This is a genomic window from Burkholderia sp. APQ4-4ca, from assembly GCF_057837105.1.
On sequence record NZ_JBYQCG010000242.1, the window covers coordinates 1 to 22,315 of the forward strand.

The 22,315-nt window shown below is 66.4% G+C and carries 23 protein-coding genes; 6 read left to right on the plus strand and 17 right to left on the minus strand.

Annotated features, from left to right (window positions below; all coding sequences use genetic code 11):
• Both AC3IFE_RS31470 and AC3IFE_RS31475 read right to left on the minus strand, forming a co-directional pair.
• A partial coding sequence (locus AC3IFE_RS31470; RefSeq protein ID WP_489194201.1) for an EamA family transporter occupies positions 1-422 on the minus strand: 422 nt, incomplete at its 3' end.
• 3 nt (positions 423-425) lie between these two features.
• On the minus strand, positions 426-1,079 hold the full coding sequence (locus AC3IFE_RS31475) for a peroxiredoxin-like family protein (RefSeq protein ID WP_301739036.1): 654 nt from the start codon (positions 1,077-1,079) through the stop codon (positions 426-428).
• Between the two features lie 155 nt (positions 1,080-1,234).
• Here AC3IFE_RS31475 and AC3IFE_RS31480 point away from each other — a divergent pair, with 155 nt between their 5' ends.
• The gene (locus tag AC3IFE_RS31480) at positions 1,235-1,834 is read left to right on the plus strand and encodes a TetR/AcrR family transcriptional regulator (protein ID WP_301739037.1); all 600 of its coding nucleotides are present in this window, start codon (positions 1,235-1,237) and stop codon (positions 1,832-1,834) included.
• A gap of 846 nt (positions 1,835-2,680) precedes the next feature.
• On the opposite strand, the gene guaA is transcribed toward AC3IFE_RS31480, so the two are convergent.
• The 5 genes from guaA to AC3IFE_RS31505 all read right to left on the minus strand — a co-directional run bounded on the left by guaA (position 2,681) and on the right by AC3IFE_RS31505 (position 8,374).
• Positions 2,681-4,300 carry a glutamine-hydrolyzing GMP synthase gene (gene guaA, locus AC3IFE_RS31485; RefSeq protein WP_089467712.1) on the minus strand — a complete coding sequence of 540 codons (1,620 nt, stop codon included), beginning with the start codon at positions 4,298-4,300 and terminating at the stop codon, positions 2,681-2,683.
• Between the two features lie 107 nt (positions 4,301-4,407).
• Positions 4,408-5,016, minus strand: a complete 609-nt coding sequence (locus AC3IFE_RS31490) for a hypothetical protein (protein WP_089467713.1) — start codon at positions 5,014-5,016, stop codon at positions 4,408-4,410.
• Positions 5,017-5,022: 6 nt separating this feature from the next.
• Positions 5,023-6,483, minus strand: a complete 1,461-nt coding sequence (guaB, locus tag AC3IFE_RS31495) for an IMP dehydrogenase (RefSeq protein ID WP_050012882.1) — start codon at positions 6,481-6,483, stop codon at positions 5,023-5,025.
• Positions 6,484-6,762: 279 nt separating this feature from the next.
• Positions 6,763-7,581: a DUF2182 domain-containing protein gene (locus AC3IFE_RS31500; RefSeq protein ID WP_089467714.1), complete on the minus strand. Its 819-nt coding sequence runs from the start codon at positions 7,579-7,581 to the stop codon at positions 6,763-6,765.
• A 28-nt stretch (positions 7,582-7,609) separates the two neighbouring features.
• Entirely contained in the window at positions 7,610-8,374 is a 765-nt protein-coding gene (locus AC3IFE_RS31505; RefSeq protein WP_089467715.1) for a DUF899 domain-containing protein, read from the minus strand.
• A gap of 114 nt (positions 8,375-8,488) precedes the next feature.
• Here AC3IFE_RS31505 and AC3IFE_RS31510 point away from each other — a divergent pair, with 114 nt between their 5' ends.
• The 3 genes from AC3IFE_RS31510 (at position 8,489) to AC3IFE_RS31520 (ending at position 11,515) form a co-directional block, all read left to right on the plus strand.
• A complete protein-coding gene (locus AC3IFE_RS31510) occupies positions 8,489-9,709 on the plus strand; it encodes a helix-turn-helix domain-containing protein (protein ID WP_489194206.1) in 1,221 nt (406 codons plus the stop codon).
• A 31-nt stretch (positions 9,710-9,740) separates the two neighbouring features.
• On the plus strand, positions 9,741-10,427 hold the full coding sequence (locus tag AC3IFE_RS31515; RefSeq protein WP_089467980.1) for a Vgb family protein: 687 nt from the start codon (positions 9,741-9,743) through the stop codon (positions 10,425-10,427).
• A 122-nt stretch (positions 10,428-10,549) separates the two neighbouring features.
• Positions 10,550-11,515 carry a DMT family transporter gene (locus AC3IFE_RS31520; protein ID WP_089467981.1) on the plus strand — a complete coding sequence of 322 codons (966 nt, stop codon included), beginning with the start codon at positions 10,550-10,552 and terminating at the stop codon, positions 11,513-11,515.
• A gap of 42 nt (positions 11,516-11,557) precedes the next feature.
• On the opposite strand, the gene AC3IFE_RS31525 is transcribed toward AC3IFE_RS31520, so the two are convergent.
• Together AC3IFE_RS31525 and AC3IFE_RS31530 are read right to left on the minus strand one after the other, a co-directional pair.
• The gene (locus tag AC3IFE_RS31525; RefSeq protein ID WP_089467717.1) at positions 11,558-11,881 is read right to left on the minus strand and encodes an RnfH family protein; all 324 of its coding nucleotides are present in this window, start codon (positions 11,879-11,881) and stop codon (positions 11,558-11,560) included.
• Positions 11,882-11,885: 4 nt separating this feature from the next.
• The gene (locus tag AC3IFE_RS31530) at positions 11,886-12,323 is read right to left on the minus strand and encodes a type II toxin-antitoxin system RatA family toxin (RefSeq protein ID WP_089467718.1); all 438 of its coding nucleotides are present in this window, start codon (positions 12,321-12,323) and stop codon (positions 11,886-11,888) included.
• Between the two features lie 99 nt (positions 12,324-12,422).
• On the opposite strand from AC3IFE_RS31530, the gene smpB reads away from it, so the two are divergent.
• Entirely contained in the window at positions 12,423-12,869 is a 447-nt protein-coding gene (gene smpB / locus AC3IFE_RS31535; protein WP_006478511.1) for an SsrA-binding protein SmpB, read from the plus strand.
• A gap of 158 nt (positions 12,870-13,027) precedes the next feature.
• Here the strand turns inward: smpB and AC3IFE_RS31540 are convergent, their stop codons facing one another.
• The 3 genes from AC3IFE_RS31540 to ppsA all read right to left on the minus strand — a co-directional run bounded on the left by AC3IFE_RS31540 (position 13,028) and on the right by ppsA (position 17,039).
• Positions 13,028-13,963: an SPFH domain-containing protein gene (locus AC3IFE_RS31540; RefSeq protein ID WP_050012889.1), complete on the minus strand. Its 936-nt coding sequence runs from the start codon at positions 13,961-13,963 to the stop codon at positions 13,028-13,030.
• Positions 13,964-13,996: 33 nt separating this feature from the next.
• Positions 13,997-14,431 carry an NfeD family protein gene (locus AC3IFE_RS31545; RefSeq protein ID WP_301738653.1) on the minus strand — a complete coding sequence of 145 codons (435 nt, stop codon included), beginning with the start codon at positions 14,429-14,431 and terminating at the stop codon, positions 13,997-13,999.
• 208 nt (positions 14,432-14,639) lie between these two features.
• The gene (ppsA, locus tag AC3IFE_RS31550) at positions 14,640-17,039 is read right to left on the minus strand and encodes a phosphoenolpyruvate synthase (RefSeq protein WP_089467720.1); all 2,400 of its coding nucleotides are present in this window, start codon (positions 17,037-17,039) and stop codon (positions 14,640-14,642) included.
• 376 nt (positions 17,040-17,415) lie between these two features.
• Here ppsA and ppsR point away from each other — a divergent pair, with 376 nt between their 5' ends.
• Positions 17,416-18,231 carry a posphoenolpyruvate synthetase regulatory kinase/phosphorylase PpsR gene (gene ppsR, locus AC3IFE_RS31555; RefSeq protein ID WP_034207652.1) on the plus strand — a complete coding sequence of 272 codons (816 nt, stop codon included), beginning with the start codon at positions 17,416-17,418 and terminating at the stop codon, positions 18,229-18,231.
• 103 nt (positions 18,232-18,334) lie between these two features.
• Here ppsR and AC3IFE_RS31560 read toward each other — a convergent pair whose 3' ends face one another.
• The 5 genes from AC3IFE_RS31560 to fabZ all read right to left on the minus strand — a co-directional run bounded on the left by AC3IFE_RS31560 (position 18,335) and on the right by fabZ (position 22,251).
• Positions 18,335-19,117, minus strand: a complete 783-nt coding sequence (locus AC3IFE_RS31560; RefSeq protein WP_489194212.1) for a TrmH family RNA methyltransferase — start codon at positions 19,115-19,117, stop codon at positions 18,335-18,337.
• Positions 19,114-19,758 carry a ribonuclease HII gene (gene rnhB / locus AC3IFE_RS31565; RefSeq protein ID WP_089467722.1) on the minus strand — a complete coding sequence of 215 codons (645 nt, stop codon included), beginning with the start codon at positions 19,756-19,758 and terminating at the stop codon, positions 19,114-19,116. Before rnhB ends, AC3IFE_RS31560 begins: the two co-directional genes overlap by 4 nt.
• Positions 19,755-20,924: a lipid-A-disaccharide synthase gene (lpxB, locus tag AC3IFE_RS31570; RefSeq protein ID WP_089467723.1), complete on the minus strand. Its 1,170-nt coding sequence runs from the start codon at positions 20,922-20,924 to the stop codon at positions 19,755-19,757. The genes rnhB and lpxB overlap by 4 nt, the downstream gene beginning before the upstream one ends.
• Positions 20,925-20,927: 3 nt before the next feature.
• Entirely contained in the window at positions 20,928-21,716 is a 789-nt protein-coding gene (gene lpxA / locus AC3IFE_RS31575) for an acyl-ACP--UDP-N-acetylglucosamine O-acyltransferase (protein ID WP_089467724.1), read from the minus strand.
• Positions 21,717-21,783: 67 nt separating this feature from the next.
• Positions 21,784-22,251, minus strand: coding sequence for a 3-hydroxyacyl-ACP dehydratase FabZ (fabZ, locus tag AC3IFE_RS31580; RefSeq protein ID WP_006495559.1), 468 nt, complete (start codon positions 22,249-22,251; stop codon positions 21,784-21,786).
• Positions 22,252-22,315: the final 64 nt, after the last annotated feature.

The following is a 22,315-nucleotide window of genomic DNA, read 5'->3' on the forward strand; positions in this document are numbered from 1 at the left end:
TGCTGCTCACGCAGGAAACCCCAGCCGAACACGCCGGCGAAGACCGGCATCAACGTCGGCGCGACAGACGCGGCCTGAGCCGCCGAAGTCAACTTCGACCCGAGCGCGACGAGCAGTACGAAAGGCACGCCCCACAACACTGCAAATATCAGCCCCTCGCCCCAGGCGGCGGCAGACAGCCGAGAGCCCCGGCGCACGACAGTTGGCGCGAGAAGGATGGCGCCAATGCCGAACCTGAGCGCGGCAATGTCCCAGATGCGAAGCTCGCGGGTGACACCGAGCCGTGTCACGACAAACCAGCCCGAGAAGATCATGACCGTGAGCGCTGCCCAGGCAAACCCCGACAGTCGTATGCGTGAGGCTTTTCGCTGCGCCTGGTCAGGGTCGACGGCCGCCGCGACCGATACCTTGCCGCTTGTCATCGATCAGGCCGGTAGAAGCGCTTTGAGGGCAGCGAGAATCGCATCCGGTTCGAGACGGCTGCGGTAATCGACGTCGATACCGGCGAGCACAACGCGCCGACCCGGGGCAATCACATAGGTGGCGGGAACGGGCAACTCCCAGCTCCCGTCGCCATTGATCGCAGGCAATGCCTTGTTGTTCGAGCGCAGTGCCTCACGCAGGTCCTCCGGCAGCGCATAAACGAGCCCGAAGCGGCGCGCGACGGAATTACCTGCATCGCTCAGGACATCGAAGGTGAGCGCGTTTGTTTGCGCAGTGGTCAGCGAACCGTCGGGCAGTTGCGGCGAGATCGCGACCAGCCGGGCGCCCAGCGCGGCCATCTCGGGAAGGATCGCCTGATACGCCCGCAACTGGATATTGCAGTAGGGGCACCATCCGCCGCGGTAAAACGTAACCACGACGGGTCCGTGCTGCGACAGACCGGAAAGCGAGATCCGATTGCCATGGACGTCCGGTAGCGAAAAGTCCGGCGCTTCATCGCCCGTTCCGATTGCCTTGTCCAGCGCGAACCTGGCACGCAGCTCGTCGATCCTGGCCTCGTAGAGCGCGACACGCCCGGATGGCGCAGTGCGCGCAAACTCCGCCCTGAAGCTGTCCAGTTGCTCCTGCAGTCCCATGACTCTGCTCCTCCACGCGATGCTTCCACGGGGCACGACGCGCCCACGCGCTATATTCAGGTCCGCCCTTTTCGTTTTAGAACGTACATTCTATAATCGCTCATCGCGGCGAAGTTGGCAAGCTCGCTGCGCCATGATGGATTCAGGTGACAGAAATGGCGAGACCAAGGGAATTTGACGAAGAAGCAGTGCTGGACGCAACGGTCCAGTGCTTCTGGAGGTTCGGCTACGAGGCGACGTCGGTGAAAGATCTCACCGGCGAAACAGGTCTCACCGCCGCAAGCCTTTACAACGCGTATGGAGACAAGCGCGGCCTGTTCCAGGCAGCGCTCGATCGCTACGTGAGCGAAAGCATAGGCAACCGCATACGACGGTGCGAAGTGCTCCCTCCCCTTGAAGCGATCCACGCGTTCTTCGACGAGATCCTGCGCCGCTCGTTGAACGATCGCCAGCATAAGGGTTGCATGCTCGTGAATTCGGCCCTGGAGATGGCACCGCACGATGCTGAGTTCCAGAAGATCATCGCGGGCGTTCTTACCCGTATCGAAGGCTTTTTTCTCGGGTGCATCAGGACAGGTCAGCTCGACGGGACCATTACGCCATCGCAGCCGGCCGCAGTCCTCGCCCGGCATCTGCTCGGCGTTCTGATGGGCGTTCGCGTCCTGGCGCGCGTTCGTCCGGAAAAAGCGCTGCTGGAAGGGGTGATTGCGCCAGCGCTCGCGCAGCTTGTGCCGCCCGAGGACGGGCGGAACTGAAGCGCCATGCAAGATGAGTGCTTTCAGGTAGGCAATTGCACACCCCGCACAATGGAAAGCCGGGCGCAAGAGTTCAGCAATGCGCGTGGCGAGGCTTCCACACTGAATTCTGCGTAGCGCTTTGCCCGGATCGGCGACAACAACAAACGGCAACTCGGCAACGAAAGGCCGCCATTCATCCGCGCCTGAATGGAACACTGCGACTTCCAGAATACCGCCCGACGCGATCTCGTCGTGCCGCTGCGCGATCGGGTGCAGATGAGATTGATCTGCCTCCGCAAACAGGGCTGGCCGGAGTCGGGTAACGTTCGTTTTCGGAGCAGAAGACGGACATGAAGAAGCTCCAGGCCGCCTATCTAGCTGATCGATTGCCAGGCCCGGCAGGTAGGTGGCTGCTGGAGCGCTTCCAACGTGCCTGATCGATGCGGCAAATCAGCAAGAAATGGGGATACCCTTTCAGGGTTGCGCGATCTGCGCCAGCCTGGCGACGCTGTTGTCGTTCGCACGCCGGGGTTTGGGATTGGCCTACGTGGCTGACTGGACGCCGCCGAGGTTTCTTCCGGTATTTTGACGGCTTTACCGTCAGGGATCAGGAGACCTGTTGATGCTCGGAAAGCCGCATAGAACAAGCTTTCCTGAGAAGACTTTTACCGTCAAAGACGGTAAAAGTCTGAATAGCGAACGAGAATGTCTTAATCCGGCCTCGATTTTTACCGTCAGCCTTACCGCCAACTTGTTTTGCTGGCCGGCGATAGTCACCGATAGATGCTGCAACGCATTTTCTTTCAAATCAACACGTTACGGCAGCTTTTCGATAGCTGGCGATAGTCCTCGAAGGACGCAAATTCACTCCCACTCGATTGTCGCCGGCGGCTTCCCCGAGATGTCGTACACCACGCGATTGATCCCGCGCACCTCGTTGATGATCCGATTCGACGCACGGCCGAGCAGCGCATACGGAAGATGCGCCCAATGCGCAGTCATGAAGTCGGTCGTCTGCACCGCGCGCAGCGACGTCACGTAGTCGTACGTCCGTCCATCGCCCATCACGCCGACCGACTTGACGGGCAGGAACACCGCGAACGCCTGGCTCGTGAGGTCGTACCAGCTCTTGCCGACATCGGCCTCGCCGCACAGGCCGGCAGCCGCATCTTGCGCGGTCGCGGTCGTGTTGCGCAGTTCCTCGATGAAGATCGCATCCGCGCGACGCAGCAGGTCCGCGTACTCGCGCTTCACTTCGCCGAGGATCCGCACGCCGAGGCCCGGACCCGGGAACGGATGGCGGTAAACCATCTCCGGCGGCAGGCCGAGCGCGACGCCCAGCTCGCGCACTTCGTCCTTGAACAGGTCGCGCAGCGGCTCGAGCAGCTTCAGGCCGAGCGTTTCCGGCAAGCCGCCGACGTTGTGGTGGCTCTTGATCGTCGTCGCCTTCTTCGTTTTCGTGCCGCCCGATTCGACCACGTCCGGGTAGATCGTGCCCTGCGCGAGCCACTTCGCCTTCGACAGCTTCTTCGCCTCGGCCTGGAACACCTCGACGAACTCACGGCCGATGATCTTGCGCTTCGCTTCCGGATCGGTCACGCCGGCCAGATGGCCAAGGAACTGGTCGGACGCGTCGACGTGCACGACCTTCGCATGCAGGCGGCCCTCGAACATGTCGAGCACCATCTTGCCTTCGTTCAGGCGCAGCAGGCCGTGATCGACGAACACGCACGTCAGCTGATCACCGATCGCGCGATGGATCAGCGCCGCGGCGACGCTCGAATCGACGCCGCCCGACAGGCCGAGAATCACTTCCTCGTCACCGACCTGCTCGCGGATCTTCGCGACGGCTTCCTCGATGTGGTTCTTCATGATCCAGTCGGGCTTCGCGCCGGCGATCTGCAGCACGAAGCGCTCGATGATCTGGCGGCCCTTCACCGTGTGCGTGACTTCCGGATGGAACTGCACCGCGTAGTAGCCGCGCACCTCGTCGGCCATGCCGGCGATCGGGCAGCTCGGCGTCGACGCCATCAGTGCGAAGCCCGGCGGCAGCTCGGCTACCTTGTCGCCGTGGCTCATCCAGACCTTCAGCATCCCGTGGCCTTCGGCCGTCGTGAAATCCTCGATGCCGTCGAGCAGGCGCGTATGGCCGTGCGCACGCATTTCCGCGTAGCCGAATTCGCGATGGTCGCTCCACTCGACCTTGCCGCCAAGCTGCACGGCCATCGTCTGCATGCCGTAGCAGATGCCGAGCACCGGCACGCCGAGATCCCACACGGCCTGCGGCGCGCGCAGCTGGTGGTCTTCGTACGTGCTCGCGTGGCTGCCCGACAGGATCACCGCCTTCGGCGCGAACTCGCGGACGAAGTCGTCGGACACATCGTTCGGATGGATTTCGCAATAGACGTGCGCTTCACGCACGCGGCGCGCGATCAGTTGGGTGACTTGCGAACCGAAGTCGAGAATCAGGATTTTGTCGTGCATGGCTGCGGACGGGATGAAGAGAATAAGAAAAGCAGCGCACGAGGCGCTGCGTCAAAAGCATGGGCAGCGGCGTCGGGCGGCAGGCGGCTCGCGCGACGCATCGCCGGTCAATTCTGCGACGGCGGACGCGCGTCGAATGCGACGCTGCCTGACGCGCGCTCGGAAGCGGCCGACGGGGCTGCCGTGGCCGGCGCCGAAGGCGCCACCGGACGGCCGGCGACCGGCTCGACCCGCGGCTGCACGGCGGAGGCCGGCGCCGGTTCGACCGGACGCTGCGCGCCCCGGCTTTCGAGCGCCTGCGCCCTGTCGGCCCTTTCGCGCCGCCGTACGGCCGATGCGAGCCGCACGCCGCCGAGGCCGAGCAGGATCAACGCGACCCCGGCCACCGCCGACAACACCCGGCCCGCGGCCGCGAGCGCGGGCCCGCTGCCGGTGCCGAGAGACCACACGATCGTCAGCACGCCGGTCAGCCAGTTCACATGGCCGACGGCCCGTGCGACGGGCGCCGTGAGGTCGCCGTTGAACGCCGCATGAAACGCGAGCCACGCGAGCCCGAGCAGCGCGATACCGAACGCCTGACCGAGCATCGCCGGCTGAATGTTCGCCAGTTGCAGCGCGTTGAACAGCGCCTGCCAGGGCGTCAGCACGAATAGCACGCCGAACGCCAGCAACAGCACGGCATCGACGATCAGCACGGCTCGCAGCAGCGGTTTCATCGGCGATCAGTCCACGTGGTAGTTCGGCGCTTCCTTCGTGATCTGCACGTCGTGCACGTGCGACTCGCGCATGCCCGCCGCGGTGATCTGGACGAATTCGGCCTTCTCGTGCAGCTCGTCGATCGTCTTGCAGCCGCAGTAGCCCATGCTCGCGCGCACGCCGCCGACCAGCTGGAACAGGATCGCGTTGACCGAACCCTTGTACGCGACGCGGCCTTCGATGCCTTCCGGCACGAGCTTGTCGATGTTCGCCGAGTTGTCCTGGAAGTAGCGGTCTGCCGCGCCGTCCTTCATCGCACCGACCGAACCCATGCCGCGATACGACTTGTACTGGCGGCCCTGGTACAGGAACACGTCGCCCGGCGCCTCTTCGGTGCCCGCCAACATGCTGCCCATCATCACGGCATTCGCGCCGGCCGCGAGGGCCTTGGACACGTCGCCCGAGAAGCGCACGCCGCCGTCGGCGATGCACGGCACGCCGGTGCCCTTCAACGCTTCCGCGACGTTCGCGATCGCGCTGATCTGCGGCACGCCGACACCCGCGACGATCCGCGTCGTGCAGATCGAGCCCGGGCCGATACCGACCTTGACCGCGTCCGCGCCGTATTCGACGAGCGCCTTCGCGGCGGCGGCCGTCGCGATGTTGCCGCCGATCACCTCGACGTGCGGGAAGTTCTGCTTGACCCAGCGCACGCGCTCGAGCACGCCCTTGCTGTGACCGTGCGCGGTGTCGACGACGATCACGTCGACGCCGGCCTGCACCAGCAGTTCGACGCGTTCCTCGTTGTCGGGACCGACGCCGACCGCCGCGCCTGCGCGCAGCTTGCCGTGTTCGTCCTTGCACGCGTCCGGGTGCTCGGTCTGCTTCGTGATGTCCTTGACGGTCATCAGGCCGCGCAGTTCGAACGCATCGTTGACGACCAGCACGCGCTCGAGACGGTGGCTGTGCATCAGCGCCTTCGCTTCGGCGAGCGGCGTGCCTTCCTTGACCGTGACGAGGCGCTCGCGCGGCGTCATGATCGACTTGACCGGCTCGTCGAGGCGCGTTTCGAAACGCAGGTCGCGGTTCGTGACGATGCCGACGAGCTGCGGGCCTTCGACGACCGGAAAGCCCGAGATGCCATGCTGGCGCGACAGCGCGATCACGTCGCGCACCTTCATTTGCGGCGGCACCGTGATCGGGTCGCGGACGACGCCCGACTCGAAACGCTTGACCTTCGCGACTTCGCGGGCCTGTTCGGCCGGCGTGAGGTTCTTGTGGACGATACCGACGCCACCCTGCTGCGCCATCGCGATCGCGAGGCGACCTTCGGTGACCGTGTCCATCGCGGCGGACACGAGCGGCATGTTCAGGGAGATGTTGCGGGTCAGCTTGGTCTTGAGGCTGGTGTCGCGCGGGAGAACGTCGGAGAAGGCGGGAACGAGGAGCACGTCATCGAAAGTGAGTGCTTTTTGGATCAGACGCATGGCAAATCCTATGGGCGCAAAAGCGAATTATACGCGAAGCGCCGTGAATTTTCACAACACGAACAACGGCTTAGCCGGTTTCGGCCGTTCGGGGGCCGAATCGTTCGGATCGCCGTTCGGTTCGTTTTCGATCGCTTTTCGTTTCACGGCCGCGTCGAACCATTCGCGCAACCCGCAGCCGGGAGGCGCGTGCACGTGTCGTGGCGAGGCCACACGTGCGCGACGACAGCCGCCGCGCACGGCCGGCGACACACCGCCGAAGCGGCGTGCCTGCCCGCCTCATGCCAGCCCGGCCGCGCCGGCGATCATCGCCATGCCGGCCACTACCACTGCGCAACCGATGATCCGCGCGACGCGGCCGCCGGCCGGCGCCATGCGCTCGGCGGCGATTGCCACCGCGACCGCGGCCATCACGCGCAGATCCATCATGCCGGCCGCCAGCGCGACCACCATCAGGTTGGCGCAACACGCGCCGCATCGGATCGCGGCGTGCACGCCGTACCGCCATGCCGTGAAGGCCGCCGCTCGCGGCCAGTGCCCGCCGTGCGCCGCCTCATGCCGGCAGCATGCGAGCCGGCGCGCCTTCCACCCGGAGAATTGCAGCGTGCCCGCGGCCAGCACGACGGCGCCGGCCGCGAACGGGATCCCCCGGGCGAGCGCCGGCAGCCGGGCGGCGGCCGTCGTCAGTGCGACGCCGGCCGGAAACACGAGCGCGCCGAGCGCGATCCAGACCGAGAAATATGCGACCCCAGCGACGACGACGAGCCAGGCCGACCGCGCCGTCCGCGCACCGATGCGCTGTCGGTAATGCCAGAGCTGCGGCGCGAACACGGGCAGCATCATCGTCACCGTCATCGCGCCCCACATTTCGGCGAACGCCACGAACGCGCGGCCGGCGCCCTGCCCGCACGGCCGCAGCCAGGCGGTCGACGCCATCCAGCCGCCGGGCATCGGTTCGCCGCCCATCGCCGCCATCGACGCGTGCTGCGCCAGCAACGCCATCGCGGCGACCGCGAACACGGCCGCGACCGCCGCGCCGAACGCCCGCGGATCGGGGGCCGTCTCGCCGGTTGCCAGCCCGCTCGTCGTTCGTGCCATCGCGCGCTCTCGCCCGTCGCCGGCCCGCTCAGCCGCGCGCGTACTCGTCGTGACGACGCCACCACGGCCCGGCCTCGTTGCGACCGTGCGGCGCGCGATCGAGCCACTGGTACATCCCCCACAGCCCATCGAGGCCGCGCGCGTAGGTCGAATACGTGTGATAGACGGCGCCGTCCTCGCGCACGAACGCGCTCATCCCCGGCCGGTCGAGCGAATACGTGGCCGCATCGGTACCGCACGTGGCCGCGAACTGCACGACGGGCGCCGGCGGAGGATCCATGTCCATCGCATGGCCGGCCCGCGCATAGTTGTATTCGACGTCGCCCGCGCGCCGCTGCGTTTCGGTGAACGACACGTTGAAGTCGAAGTTGAAATCGCTGCCGACCGACGACGCCCACGGGAACGTCCACCCCATCCGCTGCCGGTACGCGAGCAGTTTCGCGAGCGGCGCGCGCGACACGGCCGCGAGCGTCACGTCGTGGTGCGCCAGATGCACGGCGAAGCCGTCGAAGCCGTCGGCGAGCGCCGAGCACGACGGACAGCCTGCCTTGTAGTCGGGGCCGAACATGAAGTGATAGACGAGCAGTTGCGAACGGCCGCGAAACAGGTCGTCGAGCGTCGCGCGCCCTTCCTCGGTATCGAACCGGTAAGTCTTGTCGACGCGCACCCACGGCAGCGCCTGGCGCCGCCGCGCGAGTTCGTCGCTTTGCCGCGTCAGCGCCTTTTCCGCGTCGAGCAGCGCGCGGCGTTCGGCCAGCCATTCGTCGCGGGTTCCGGTGAGATGGGTCGTCATTGCGTGTTCCTCCTTCCGATGGGTATCCGGGCACGGCGGACGGGGCCGTGTGCGTGGTGCTAGATTAGTGCCGGGTTTCGGACCGAAGGGAGTGACAAGTGTGGCGGGATTCGGATGGATTCGCTGATCACGGCGGCCGCACGCGCGCTCGCGGCCGGTGACGCGCTCGGCGCGTTGAACCGCGTCGCGCTGCGCGACGATGCGCCGGCGCTCGCGCTGCGCGGCATCGCGCTCGCGCAGCTCGGCGATTTCGAACGCGCGCGTTCGCTCGTGCGCGCCGCCGCCCGCGCGTTCGGCGCAAAGGAAGCGGTCGCACGGGCGCGCTGCGTCGTCGCGGAAGCCGAGATCGCACTCGCGTCGCGCGACCTGCACTGGCCGACGCGCGCGCTCGATGCGGCCTGCACGACGCTCGACGCGCACGGCGACCGCGCGAACGCCGCGCATGCGCGCTATCTCGGCATGCGCCGCTTGCTGCTGATCGGCCATCTCGACGAGGCCGAGCGGCTGCTCGCGCACCTCGATCCCGCGCCGCTGCCGCCCGCGTCGCGCGCCGCCCACGAGCTGATCGCGGCCGGCATCGCGATGCGCCGCATCCGCACGCACGCGGCCCGTGCGGCGCTTGCCCGTGCGCGGACAGCCGCCCGCGCCGCCGGCATCGCCGCGCTGACGGCCGAGGTCGACACCGCCGCGCGTGTGCTCGACGCGCCGGCCGCGCGGCTCATCGCTCGCGGCACGTCGCGGCTCGTGCCGCTCGACGAAGTCGAAACGCTGTTCGAGTCGAATGCGCTGGTCGTCGACGCATGCCGCCACATGGTGCGCGATGCGCGCACGACCGTGTCGCTCGCGCGGCGTCCGGTGCTGTTCGTGCTCGCCCGGGCGCTCGGCGAAGCGTGGCCGGCCGACGTGTCGAGAAACGCGCTCGTCGCCGCCGCATTCCGCGCGAAACAGGCCGACGAATCGCATCGTGCGCGGCTGCGTGTCGAGATCGGGCGGCTGCGCGCGGTGCTGCGCCCGCTCGCGAACGTCGTCGCGACGCCGCGCGGTTTCGCGCTCGAACCGCTCGGCGTGCGCGAAACCGTCGTCCTCGCGCGCCCGGTCGACGATCGGCACGCGGCCGTGCTCGCGCTGCTCGCGGATGGCGAAGCATGGTCGAGCTCCGCGCTGGCGCTCGCGCTCGGCGCCAGCCAGCGCACCGTGCAGCGCGCGCTCGATGCGCTCGCGGAAGCCGGCAAGGTGCAGGCGCTCGGCCGCGGACGCGCGCGCCGCTGGATGACGCCGCCGCTGCCCGGATTCGCGACGACGTTGTTACTCCCGGTTGCGCTGCCGGGCGATTAGGATGGCCTCATCGAACGACGAGGTGACGAACATGAAACGCTCCACCGCAGACCTCCTTCACGAGTACGGCCCGTTTCCGGGCGTCGACGGCGTGCACGGCGTCACGTTCGACGGGCAGCACGTGTGGTACGCGTCCGGCGACAAGCTGAATGCGCTCGACCCCGAGCGCGGCACGATCGTCCGTTCGCTCGACGTCGCCGCGCACGCGGGCACCGCGTTCGACGGCCGCCACCTGTTCCAGATCGTCGACGACCGCATCGAGAAGATCGATCCCGAATCGGGCCACGTGCTCGCGACGATCCCCGCGCCCGGCGGCGGCGCCGATTCGGGGCTCGCGTGGGCGGAAGGCACGCTGTGGGTCGGCCAGTACAGCGCACGCAAGATTCATCAGGTGGATCCGCAGTCGGGCGCCGTGTTGCGCACGATCGAATCGAATCGCTTCGTCACCGGCGTGACGTGGGTCGACGGCGAGCTGTGGCACGGCACGTGGGAAGCCGACCGGAGCGACCTGCGACGCATCGATCCGCGCACGGGCGAAGTGCTCGAGCAGATCGACATGCCGGCCGGCGTCGGCGTCTCGGGGCTCGAATCCGACGGTCACGACCGCTTCTACTGCGGCGGCGGCAACAGCGGCAAGCTGCGTGCCGTGCGACGCCCCGCGCGCAAGCGTGCGGCCAGCGACGGCGCGGCGGCGACACCCGATTCGACAGAGGACTGATTCGCCGCGCGCCGAACCCGCTCGATGCGCCGCGCCATGCCGCGAGTGCAGGAATGAACAAGACGCCGCCGCGACGGCATCGCTAAGATGCGCGCACCTCGGTTATGTGTTCGGAGCGGTCGATGCAGCGCGGCGTGGTGTACGGTGTCCTGGCAGGCGCCCTGTGGGGCATGGTGTTTCTGGTTCCGCGGCTGCTGACCGATTTCTCGCCGCTGCTGCTGAGCGCCGGCCGCTACACGATGTACGGCCTCGTGTCGCTCGTGGCCGCCCTGCCGGCCGCCCGCTCGCTGCTTGCCCGGCTGACCCGCGAGGATCTCGTCGCCCTCGTGAGGCTCGCCGTCATCGGCAACGTCGCGTACTACATGCTGCTGTCCGGCGCCGTGCGCCTGATCGGCATCGCGCCCAGTTCGCTGATCGTCGGCGTGCTGCCCGTGACCGTCACGCTCGCGGGCCTCGGCGATCACGGCGCGATGCCGCTGCGGCGGCTCGCCGCCCCGCTCGCGCTGGTGATCGCGGGCATCGTCTGCATCAACGTCGATCTGTTTACGTCCGAAGCCGCGCACGCGACGACGCTCGCCCAAAAGCTCGCGGGCATCGCCTGCGCGGCGGGCGCGCTCGCGAGCTGGACCTGGTATGCGGTGGCGAACACGCGCTACCTGCAGCGCCATCACCGCTTCGGCGGCAACGAATGGTCGGTGCTGTGGGGTGTCGTGACGGGCCTGATCGGCGGGCTCTGCTGGCTCGCGATCCTCGCGCTGCCGGCCGGCACCGTGCAGGCGGCCGTGCCGGCATCGCGCTGGCAATTGTTCTGGCTGCTGAACCTCGCGCTCGCGATCGGCGCGTCGTGGCTGGGCAACGGGCTGTGGAACGCCGCGTCGAAGCGGCTGCCGCTGACGCTGTCGGGCCAGTTGATCGTGTTCGAAACCGTGTTCGCGATGCTGTACGCGTTCGTGTACGACCGGCGGATGCCGCATGCGCTCGAAATCGCCGCGCTCGTGCTGCTGCTCGCCGGCGTATACGGCTCGGTGCGCAAGCATGGCGACACGCCGGGCGGCGCACCGACAAACGCAAACGCCGCGGCCCACTGAGCGCCGCGGCGTTTGATCGGACGCGTCAGCGCGAACGACGCGTCAGCGCGCGTCCTTGTGCATCCACTTGCGGCCCTCGATCGAACCGTCGCGGCGGGACTTGTCGACGCGCCGCTGGCGCGCGAGCTTCGGATCGACGATCAGCGAACGGTAGATCTCGACGCGATCGTGATCGACGAGCGGCGCATCGAGCGGCGCGAGCTTGCCGTAGACGCCCGTCTTCGCGTGCACGAGATCGATCTCCGGGTGCAGCGCGAGCACGCCGCTCGCGTCGATGGCCGAGCGCACGGTCGCGCCTTCGGGCAACGACAGCGGAATCAGCGTCTGGCGGTCCGGCAGGGCATAGCAGACTTCGATCGACAGCATCGCGTCACCCCTTGCCGTAGCGCTGGTCCGCGCGCTTCACGAACGAATCGACGAACGTGTTCGCGATGTGGCTGAACACCGGCCCGATGATCTTCTCGAGCAGGATGCTCGAAAACTCGTAGTGCAGCGCGAATTCGATCTTGCACGCATCGGCGCGCAGCGGGATGAAGCGCCACGAACCCGTGAACTTCTTGAACGGCCCGTCCGCGAACTCCATGTCGATGCGCGTCGGCCGCTGCTGCGTGTTGCGCGTCGCGAAATGCTGCCTGATACCCTTGAAGTTGATGTCGATGCGCGCTTCCATCCCGCTTTCGTCCTGACGGCGAATCTCGACACCGCCGCACCAGGGCAGGAAATTGGGGTAGTCGGCCACGTCGGTGACGAGGTCGAACATCTGTTCCGCCGAGTGGCGGATCAATACGGTTTTCTGAACATCTGCCATAAATCGCGCGGCATCGCTGAAAGTGGGAAAGCCAAGCCGGGCGATTCCCGCCCCGCTTTGCTAAAATCGTGATTTTAAACGAGTTGGCCCGATCCTTTCATGAGCATCATCGACAACAGGAAAGCGCACTTCGATTATCACATCGAGGAACGCTACGAAGCGGGGCTCGTGCTGGAGGGCTGGGAAGTCAAGGCGCTGCGCGCCGGACGCGGCCAGATCAAGGAAGGCTACGTCGTGGTGAAGAACGCCGAGATCTTCCTGATCGGGACCCATATCAGCCCGCTGCCTGAAGCCTCGACGCACATCAAGCCCGACCCGGTTCGCACGCGCAAGCTGCTGCTGCACCGCGAGGAAATCAAGAAGCTGATCGGCAAGGTCGAGCAGCGCGGCTACACGCTCGTGCCGCTGAACTTCCACTACAAGGGCGGCCGCGTGAAATGCGACATCGCGCTCGCGAAGGGCAAGAAGCTGCACGACAAGCGCGAAACCGAGAAGAAACGCGACTGGGAACGCGAGAAGGCGCGCATCATGCGCGCCGGCACCTGACGCCCACCGCATTCATCGCAAACGACACGGCGCGCTCGAAGCGGGCCGTGTTGCTTTGGACTACCTGAATCGCGCGTGCCGTTTGCCCGGCTGCGCGACGATTCGTCGCACGACGATCGCACCGGGCGCCCGCACGGGCCTCGGACGGAACATCGGGCTCAGCCCTTCGCGCCGGACGCCGCCCCGGCGTTCTTGACGATCGTCAGCGCCGACGAGATCGCGGTGCCGAGATCCGACAGGTTCGACGGCACGATCAGCGTGTTGCCCTGCTTCGCGAGATTCGCGAACGCGCCGACATACTGCTCGGCGACCTTCAGGTTCACTGCATCCATCCCGCCTTGCGACTGGATCGCGCTCGCGATCTTCTGGATCGCCTGCGCGTTCGCCTCGGCCACCGCCAGAATCGCGGCGGCTTCGCCCTGCGCCTGGTTGATCGCGGCCTGCCGCTCGCCTTCGGACTTCTGGATCGCGGCTTCGCGCGCCCCCGACGCGAGGTTGATCTGTTCCTGCTTGCGGCCTTCCGATGCGGCGATCAGCGCGCGCTTTTCGCGCTCGGCGGTGATCTGCGCCTGCATCGCGTGCAGGATCTCCTTCGGCGGCGTCAGGTCCTTGATCTCGTAGCGCAGCACTTTCACGCCCCAGTTCGCCGCCGCCTGATCGAGTGCCGACACGATGTTGTGGTTGATGAAATCGCGTTCCTCGAACGTCTTGTCGAGTTCGAGCTTGCCGACCACCGAGCGCAGCGTGGTTTGCGCAAGCTGCGTGATCGCCAGCACGAAATTGCTCGACCCGTAGGACGCCTTCATCGGATCGGTCACCTGGAAATACAGCACACCGTCGACCTGCAATTGCGTGTTGTCGCGCGTGATACAGACCTGGCTCGGCACGTCGAGCGGAATTTCCTTCAGCACGTGCCGGTATGCGATGCGATCGACGAATGGCAGCACGATATTGAGACCGGGCGACAGCGTCGCGTGGTAGCGCCCGAAGCGCTCGAGCACCCATGCATGCTGCTGCGGCACGATCTTCACCGTCTTCGACACGATCACGATCGCAATGACGAGCAGGACAACCCAGATGATCAGCGAATCCATGAAATATTCTCTCCTTGTTGTATCAGCGGACGATCAGCCCGCGGGTTTCGCCACGACCACGAGGCAATTGCCGCGCACGGCGCTGACCTGGTACACGTGCGCATCGTCGCGCTCGCCGTGCGCGAGCTCGACGTCCCAGTCGGCCCCGCGATACTGCACGCGCGCGCGGCCGTCACGCCACGCGTCGACCGTGACGGTCGAGCCGATATCGAGATTGACGTCGGGATTCGTCGACGTGTCGCGCTTCTGCTTGCGGCCGAGCCCCGAACGGCGCAGCACGATCATCGCGACGATCGCGACCGCGGCCGCCGCGCCGAACTGCACGTGCGGCGCGAAACCGGCCAGTTGCAACACCCCGCCCGCGAGAAAGCCGAGCGCGATCATCAGCAGATAGAACGTGCCCGTCAGCAACTCCGCGACGACCAGCATGCCCACCCCGACCCACCAGAACAGATGCCCCGACATCATTGTGGTCTCCAGAAAAACGTCCCCGATGCTCACTATATTCGCTGCGTGCGCAACTGTGCGAAGCGGTCGGCACGCTGGAGATCGCCGCGCGTACCGACGAAAAAAAACACCCCGGTGCTTACCGGGGTGTTTATAGCACGAACCTTGCATTTTGCCTTCAACGAAAGCGCGGCGGACCGCGCTTTCGCCGAAGCTGCATGACCGACCGTTACTTGCGGTTGGCGAGCGCCTGCCACGTATCGATGATCGTGTCGGGGTTCAGCGAGATCGACACGATGCCTTCGTCCGTCAGCCATTGCGCGAAGTCCGGGTGATCGGACGGGCCCTGGCCGCAGATACCGACGTACTTGCCCATCTTGCGGCAGGTATCGATCGCACGCTTGAGCAGGAACTTGACGGCCGGGTCGCGCTCGTCGAAGTCGACGGCCAGCAGTTCCATGCCCGAATCGCGGTCGAGGCCGAGCGTGAGCTGCGTGAGGTCGTTCGAGCCGATCGAGAAACCGTCGAAGTGTTCCAGGAACTCTTCGGCGAGGATCGCGTTGGTCGGGACTTCGCACATCATCACGAGGCGCAGGCCGTTTTCGCCGCGCTTCAGGCCGAACTTCTCGAGCAGGCCGACGACGCGCTCCGCCTGCTTCACGGTCCGCACGAACGGCACCATGATCTCGACGTTGGTCAGGCCCATCTCGTCACGCACGCGCTTCAGTGCCCGGCATTCCATCTCGAACGCCTGCGCGAAGTCCTCGGCGATGTAGCGCGATGCGCCACGGAAGCCCAGCATCGGGTTTTCCTCGTCCGGCTCGTAACGCGAACCGCCGATCAGCTTCTTGTACTCGTTCGACTTGAAGTCGGACAGACGCACGATCACGGGCTTCGGATAGAACGCCGCCGCGATCGTCGCGACGCCTTCCGTCAGCTTGTCGACGTAGAACTGACGCGGCGACGCGTGACCGCGCGCGACGCTCTCGACCGCCTTCTTCAGGTCCTGGTCGATGTTCGGGTACTCGAGAATCGCCTTCGGGTGAACGCCGATGTTGTTGTTGATGATGAACTCGAGACGCGCGAGACCCACGCCGCCGTTCGGCAGTTGCGAGAAGTCGAACGCGAGCTGCGGGTTGCCGACGTTCATCATGATCTTGACCGGGATTTCCGGCAGTTCGCCGCGCTGCACTTCCGTGACTTCCGTCTCGAGCAGGCCGTCGTAGATCTTGCCTTCGTCGCCTTCCGCGCACGACACGGTGACGAGCGCGCCGTCCTTCAGCACGTCCGTTGCATCGCCGCAGCCCACGACGGCCGGCACGCCCAGCTCACGCGCGATGATCGCCGCGTGGCAGGTGCGCCCGCCCCGGTTCGTGACGATCGCCGCCGCACGCTTCATCACCGGCTCCCAGTTCGGGTCGGTCATGTCGGCCACCAGCACGTCGCCCGGCTGCACGCGTTCCATTTCCGACGGATCCTGGATCACGCGCACGGGGCCGGCGCCGATCTTCTGGCCGATCGCACGCCCCGTCGCGAGCACCTGCGACTGCCCCTTCAGCTTGAAGCGCTGCTCGGCCTTGCCGCTCGCCTGGCTCTTCACCGTTTCCGGACGCGCCTGCAGGATGAAGATCTTGCCGTCGCGGCCGTCCTTGCCCCACTCGATGTCCATCGGACGCTGGTAGTGCTTCTCGATGATGACCGCGTACTTCGCCAGCTCGATCACGTCTTCATCGGTGATCGAGTAACGGTTGCGCTGCTCGTGCGGCACGTCGACCGTCTTCACGCGGCCCGGCTCGCCCGGCTGCGTGAATTCCATCTTGATCAGCTTCGAGCCGATCGAGCGGCGGATGATCGGGTACTTGTCCTGTGCGAGCGTCGTCTTGAACACGTAGAACTCGTCCGGGTTCACCGCGCCCTGCACGACGGTTTCGCCCAGGCCGTAGCTCGACGTGATGAACACGGCGTCCTTGAAGCCGGATTCGGTATCGATCGTGAACATCACGCCGGCGGCGCCGACGTCCGAGCGGACCATGCGCTGCACACCGGCCGACAGCGCGACTTCCGCGTGCGTGAAGCCCTTGTGCACGCGGTACGAGATCGCGCGGTCGTTGTACAGCGACGCGAACACGTGCTTCATGCGGTCGAGCACGTCGTCGATGCCGACGACGTTCAGATACGACTCCTGCTGGCCGGCGAACGATGCGTCGGGCAGGTCTTCCGCGGTCGCGGACGAGCGCACGGCGAACGACAGTTCACTCGGCGAGCCGTTCTTCAGCACTTCGAACTGCGCACGGATTTCCTGCTCGAGGCGCGGCTGCAGCGGTGCGTCGACGATCCACTTGCGGATTTCGGCACCGGCTTCGGCGAGCGCCTTCACGTCGTCGATGTCGAGGGACTCGAGACGCTTGGCGATGCGATCGGTGAGGTCGTTGTGCTTGAGGAAATCGCGGAATGCGAGCGCGGTCGTGGCGAAACCGGTGGGCACGCGAACGCCTGCTTCGGAAAGCTGGCTGATCATCTCGCCGAGCGACGCATTCTTGCCGCCCACGATCTCCACATCGGTCATCCGCAACTGCTCGAACGGAATTACATACGCCTGGTCCTTTGCGACGTTTGCTGCGTTAGTCATACAAGCCCCTAAGTGTGAAAAAAATGCTCGATCGCGCAAGTGGGCTCGAATGCGGGCGCTTGCAAAAAGGCGCGGCGCGTCTTGCGCAACCTGTTAGATAAACATTCGCAGCGGCGAAAATCTTCCGACCCGATTTACAAAAATCCCGGCAGAAGGGCGATATTTGCAGACAAATCGCCAGACTTGCCGGGAGTTCTTGAATCTCGCGGCCAAGTCGCGGGCGCCGTGCGCGCCCTGCCCCCCGCAATTGCTTATCCAACAGGTTGCCGCTATTCTACCGTGCCGGCTGCCGGATGTGGCGCGACCTTGTCACTGGGTCTGGAGGCTCGCCTCCAGCCGCCCGCGCAACTGCCCTTCACGCTCGACGTCCAGATTCATGCTGCCTACCGTATTCATCGTCTCCGACGGCACCGGGATCACTGCCGAAACCTTCGCGCACTCGATCCTCTCCCAGTTCGACCAGAAATTCCGCCTCGTGCGCGTGCCGTTCGTCGACTCGCTCGACAAGGCCTATGCGACCGTCGAGAAGATCAACGAAGCCGCCGTGCACGACGGCCGCCGTGCGATCGTGTTCACGACGCTTGTCGACAGCGAGTCGAACGACATCGTCAAGCGCTCGAACGCGCTCGTGCTCGACATGTTCCAGCGCTTCGTCGAACCGCTCGAGCAGGAACTGGAGCTCAAGTCGAGCCACGCGATGGGCCGCGGCCACCAGAATGCGGACACCGAGGAATACAAGACGCGGATCGAGGCGATCAACTTCTCGCTCGCGCACGACGACGGCCAGTCGAACCGCAACCTGTCGGAGGCCGACGTGATCCTCGTCGGCGTGTCGCGCAGCGGCAAGACGCCGACGAGCCTGTACCTCGCGATGCAGTACGGCGTGAAGGCGGCCAACTATCCGCTGATTCCGGAAGACTTCGAACGCGGCAAGCTGCCGTCGGCGCTGTCGCCGTACAGCGACAAGCTGTTTGGGCTCTCGATCGACCCGCAGCGCCTGTCGGAGATCCGCAACGAGCGCCGGCCGGGCAGCAAGTACGCGGCGCCGGAGAACTGCCGCTACGAGATCAACGAGGCCGAGGCGATGATGCGCCGCGAAGGGATCAAGTGGCTGTCGTCGACGCACAAGTCGATCGAGGAAATCGCGACGACGATCCTGCAGGAAATCCGCCTCGACCGGCAGTCGTACTGAGCGTCGGCGCGCCAGCGCGACCGTCTGGCCGCCGCCCCAAGCAAAAAAGGCCGCGTCGAACGCGGCCTTTTCTCGTTTTTGCGGCGCATGCGCGCGTGCGGCGTCACGCCGGCCGCTGCTGACGCACCTGTTCGAACAGGCACACCGCGGCGGCGGCCGCCACGTTCAGCGACTCCATCCCGCCCGGCTGCGGAATCGTCACCCGATGCGTGGCCGCATCGCGCCAGAATGCCGACACGCCGGCGCCTTCGTTGCCGAACACCCACGCGACGGGCCGCGACAGGTCGCAGTCGTAGAGCGCCTGCGCGCCGTGCGAGTCGGTCAGCGCGACCGGTACGTCGAGGCGTTCGGCCAGCGCCGCCGCTTCGACGTCCTCATGGATCGACAACAGGAAATGCGCGCCCATGCCCGAACGCAGCACCTTCGACGACCACGCATAGGCCGTCCCCGGCGCGCAGAATACGTGACGCACGCCGGCCGCCGCCGCGCTGCGCAGGATCGAGCCGACGTTGCCGGCATCCTGCACGCCGTCGAGCACGACCGACGTATGCGTCACGCGCTCCGGCAGCGGTTGCGCCGGCCGGTCGACCAGCAGCAGGAAGCCGACGCCGCTGACGACGTTCGACAACTGCCCGAACAACGCGTCCGGCAGCGTGGCGATCCGCTGTGCGTCGATCCGCGCGACGATCTCCTGCGCTTCCGCGTGGCCGAGCGCGCCTTCGGTCGTCACGCACAGCTCGGGCGTCGCGCCCGTCTCGAGGTACGCGCTCGCGAGATGGAAACCTTCGAGCAGCGCCTGGCCGCTGCGGCGCTGATGGGGCGTCGAACCCGCGAGCGCCTTCAGGCGCTTGTACAGCGGGTTGTCGCGGGAAGTGATGCTTTTCATCGAATCAGGTCAAGCGCCGCACGAACCGGCGCGAACGAGCGCCGGTGCGCTTCGCACGGGCCGTGTTCGCGCAATGCGGCGAGGTGTTTCGCGGTGCCGTAGCCCGCATGTACGTTGAAACCGTACACCGGGAAGCGTTCGTGCAGGTCGACCAGCATCCGGTCGCGCGTGACCTTCGCGAGGATCGACGCGGCGGAGATGCTCGGCACGAGCGCGTCGCCGCTGACGATCGCCTCGGCGCGCACGCTCAGCGTCGGGCAGCGGTTGCCGTCGATCTGCGCGAGCGTCGGCAGCACCGACAGGCCTTCGACGGCCCGCTTCATCGCGAGCATCGTCGCGTGCAGGATGTTCAGCGTATCGATCTCGTCGACGCTCGCCGACGCGACGCAATACGCGTGCGAACGCGCGACGATCAGCTCGTACAGCATGTCGCGCTTCTTCGCGGACAGCACTTTCGAATCGTCGAGCCCGTCGATCGGCTGCGCCGGATCGAGGATCACCGCCGCTGCCACGACCGGCCCCGCAAGCGGGCCGCGGCCGGCCTCGTCGACGCCGCAGACGATCTCGTCCGGGCGGCTGAAGTCGAAACCGCCCTGCACGTCGCCCGGCGCGCGGCGGCGCGGTGCACGAACTGCGGTCATGCGCGCCCCTTGCGTTGTTCGAGCACGCGCACGACGGCCTCGGCCGCCTTCGCGGCCGTGTTCTGCCGCAGCGAGAGATGCATTTCGGTAAACACTTCGGTCAGCGTGCGGCGGTTCGCGTCGTCGCGCAGCTGCGTGAGCGTCGCATCGGCGAGCGCCTCGGGCGTCGCGAAATGCTGCAGCAGCTCGGGCACGACGAAGCGCCCCGCCAGGATGTTCGGCAGGCCGACGTACGGCAGGTAGCCCTGCCGGCGCATGATCTGCCCGGTCAGCCAGGGCACCTTGTACGAGATCACCATCGGCTTCTTCAGCAGCGCGGCTTCCAGCGTGACGGTGCCGCTCTTCACGAGGATCGCGTCGGCGGCCGTCATCGCGACCTGCGAACGGCCGTCGGTGATCGTCAACGCGAGTTGCGGATGGGCATCGACGAGCGGCTGCAGCAGTTCGCGCAGCGCGGGCGTCGCGGCCGGCATCACGAACCGCACGCCGGGTTCGCGTTGCTGCATCAGCGCCATCGCCGCGAAGAACGTCGGGCCGATCAGCGCGATCTCCGAGCGCCGGCTGCCCGGCAGCACTGCGATCACGGGGCCGTCGGCCGGCAGGCCCAGTGCGATGCGCGCGCCATGCGTGTCGGGTTCGAGCGGAATGTCGTCGGCCAGCGGATGACCGACGTACGTCGATGCGACGCCGGCCTTGTCGAGGATCGCCGGCTCGAACGGGAACAGGCACAGCATGTGATCGACGGATTTCGCGATCTTCTTGATCCGGCCGCCGCGCCATGCCCAAATCGACGGGCACACGAAGTGGATCGACGGGATGCCCGCGTCGCGCGCCGCCTGTTCGACGCTGAAGTTGAAATCGGGCGCGTCGACGCCGATGAACGCGTCCGGCCGCTCGGCGAGCAGCTGGCGCTTCAGTTCGCCGCGAATCCGCAGGATCTCGGGAATCTGGCCCAGCGCCTCGACATAGCCGCGCACGGTCAGCTTGTCCATCTGCCAGTGCGAGTCGAAGCCCTGCGCGATCATGCGCGGCCCGCCGATCCCGTAATACTGGGCCGCTTCGGGCAGCCGCTCGCGCAGCCCGCCGAGCAGCGACGCCGCGAGCAGGTCGCCCGACGGCTCGCCGGCCACCATCGCGAGCCGGAGCTGATGGGTGGTGAGCGGCATCGCTTAGCGGATGATGCCGCGTTGCGACGCGTCGATGAACTCGACGAGCGCCTTCACCGGTGCGTCGCCGTCGCCGCCCGCTTCCGCGAGCTCGCGCAACTGCACCTTCGCTTCCTCCAGCGACAGGCCGTTCTTGTACAGCAGGCGGTACGCGCTGCGCAGCGCGGAGATCGCGTCGGGCGAGAAGCCGCGCCGGCGCAGCCCTTCGACGTTGATCCCGTGCGGTTCGGCCTTGTTGCCGGCAGCGATCACGAACGGCGGGATGTCCTGCACGAGCGCCGACGCGCCGCCCAGCATCGAATGCGCGCCGATGCGCACGAACTGGTGCACGCCCGACATGCCGCCGACGATCGCGAAATCGCCGATCTCGACGTGGCCGGCCATCTGCGCGTTGCTCGACAGGATCACGTTGTTGCCGACGCGGCAGTCGTGGCCGATGTGCACGTAGGCCATGATCCAGTTGTCGTCGCCGAGCGTCGTCACGCCGACGTCCTGCACGGTGCCCGTGTGGATCGTCGTGAATTCGCGGATCGTGTTGCGGTTGCCGATCACGAGCTTCGTCGGCTCGTCCTTGTACTTCATGTCCTGCGGACGGCCGCCGACCGATGCGTAATGGCCGATGCGATTGTCCTCGCCGAGCGTCGTATGGCCTTCGATCACGCTGTGCGAGCCGATCGTCGTGCGCGCGCCGATCGTGACGTGCGGGCCGACGATCGCGTACGGGCCGATCTCGACCGATTCGTCGATCTGCGCGCCCGGCTCGACGATCGCGGTAGGATGAATCCTGGTCATGCGCCGTTGCCTCTCGATATGATGTGTCGCGTTGTTCGCGTGATGTTACCCATGCGTGCCGCGTCGCTCAGGGCGCCGCGTCGGCCGTCTTGACCGTGCACATCAGCTCGGCTTCCGCCGCCACCTTGCCGTCCACTTCGGCCACCGCCTTGAACTTCCAGATGCCGCGGATGTAGCGCTCGAACGTCACGTTCAGGATCAGCTGGTCGCCCGGTTCGACCACACGCTTGAAGCGCGCGCCGTCGATCCCGACGAAGTAATACAGCGTGTTCTCCGGATCCTTCGGCTGCTCTTCCGCGAACGTCAGCAGCGCCGCGGCCTGCGCGAGCGCCTCGAGAATCAGCACGCCCGGCATCACCGGCCGCTTCGGGAAGTGCCCCTGGAAGAACGGCTCGTTGATCGACACGTTCTTCAGCGCTTTGATCCCTTTGTGCGGTTCGAGTTCGAGCACGCGGTCGACGAGCAGAATCGGGTAGCGATGCGGCAGCAGCGTGAGGATCTTGTGGATGTCGAGATTGATTTTTTCAGTGCTCATGATGGTTCGTCTCACGCAGAGGCTGCGCGGTGGTGATGCAAAGGCTGAAGCGGGCCGCCGCGCG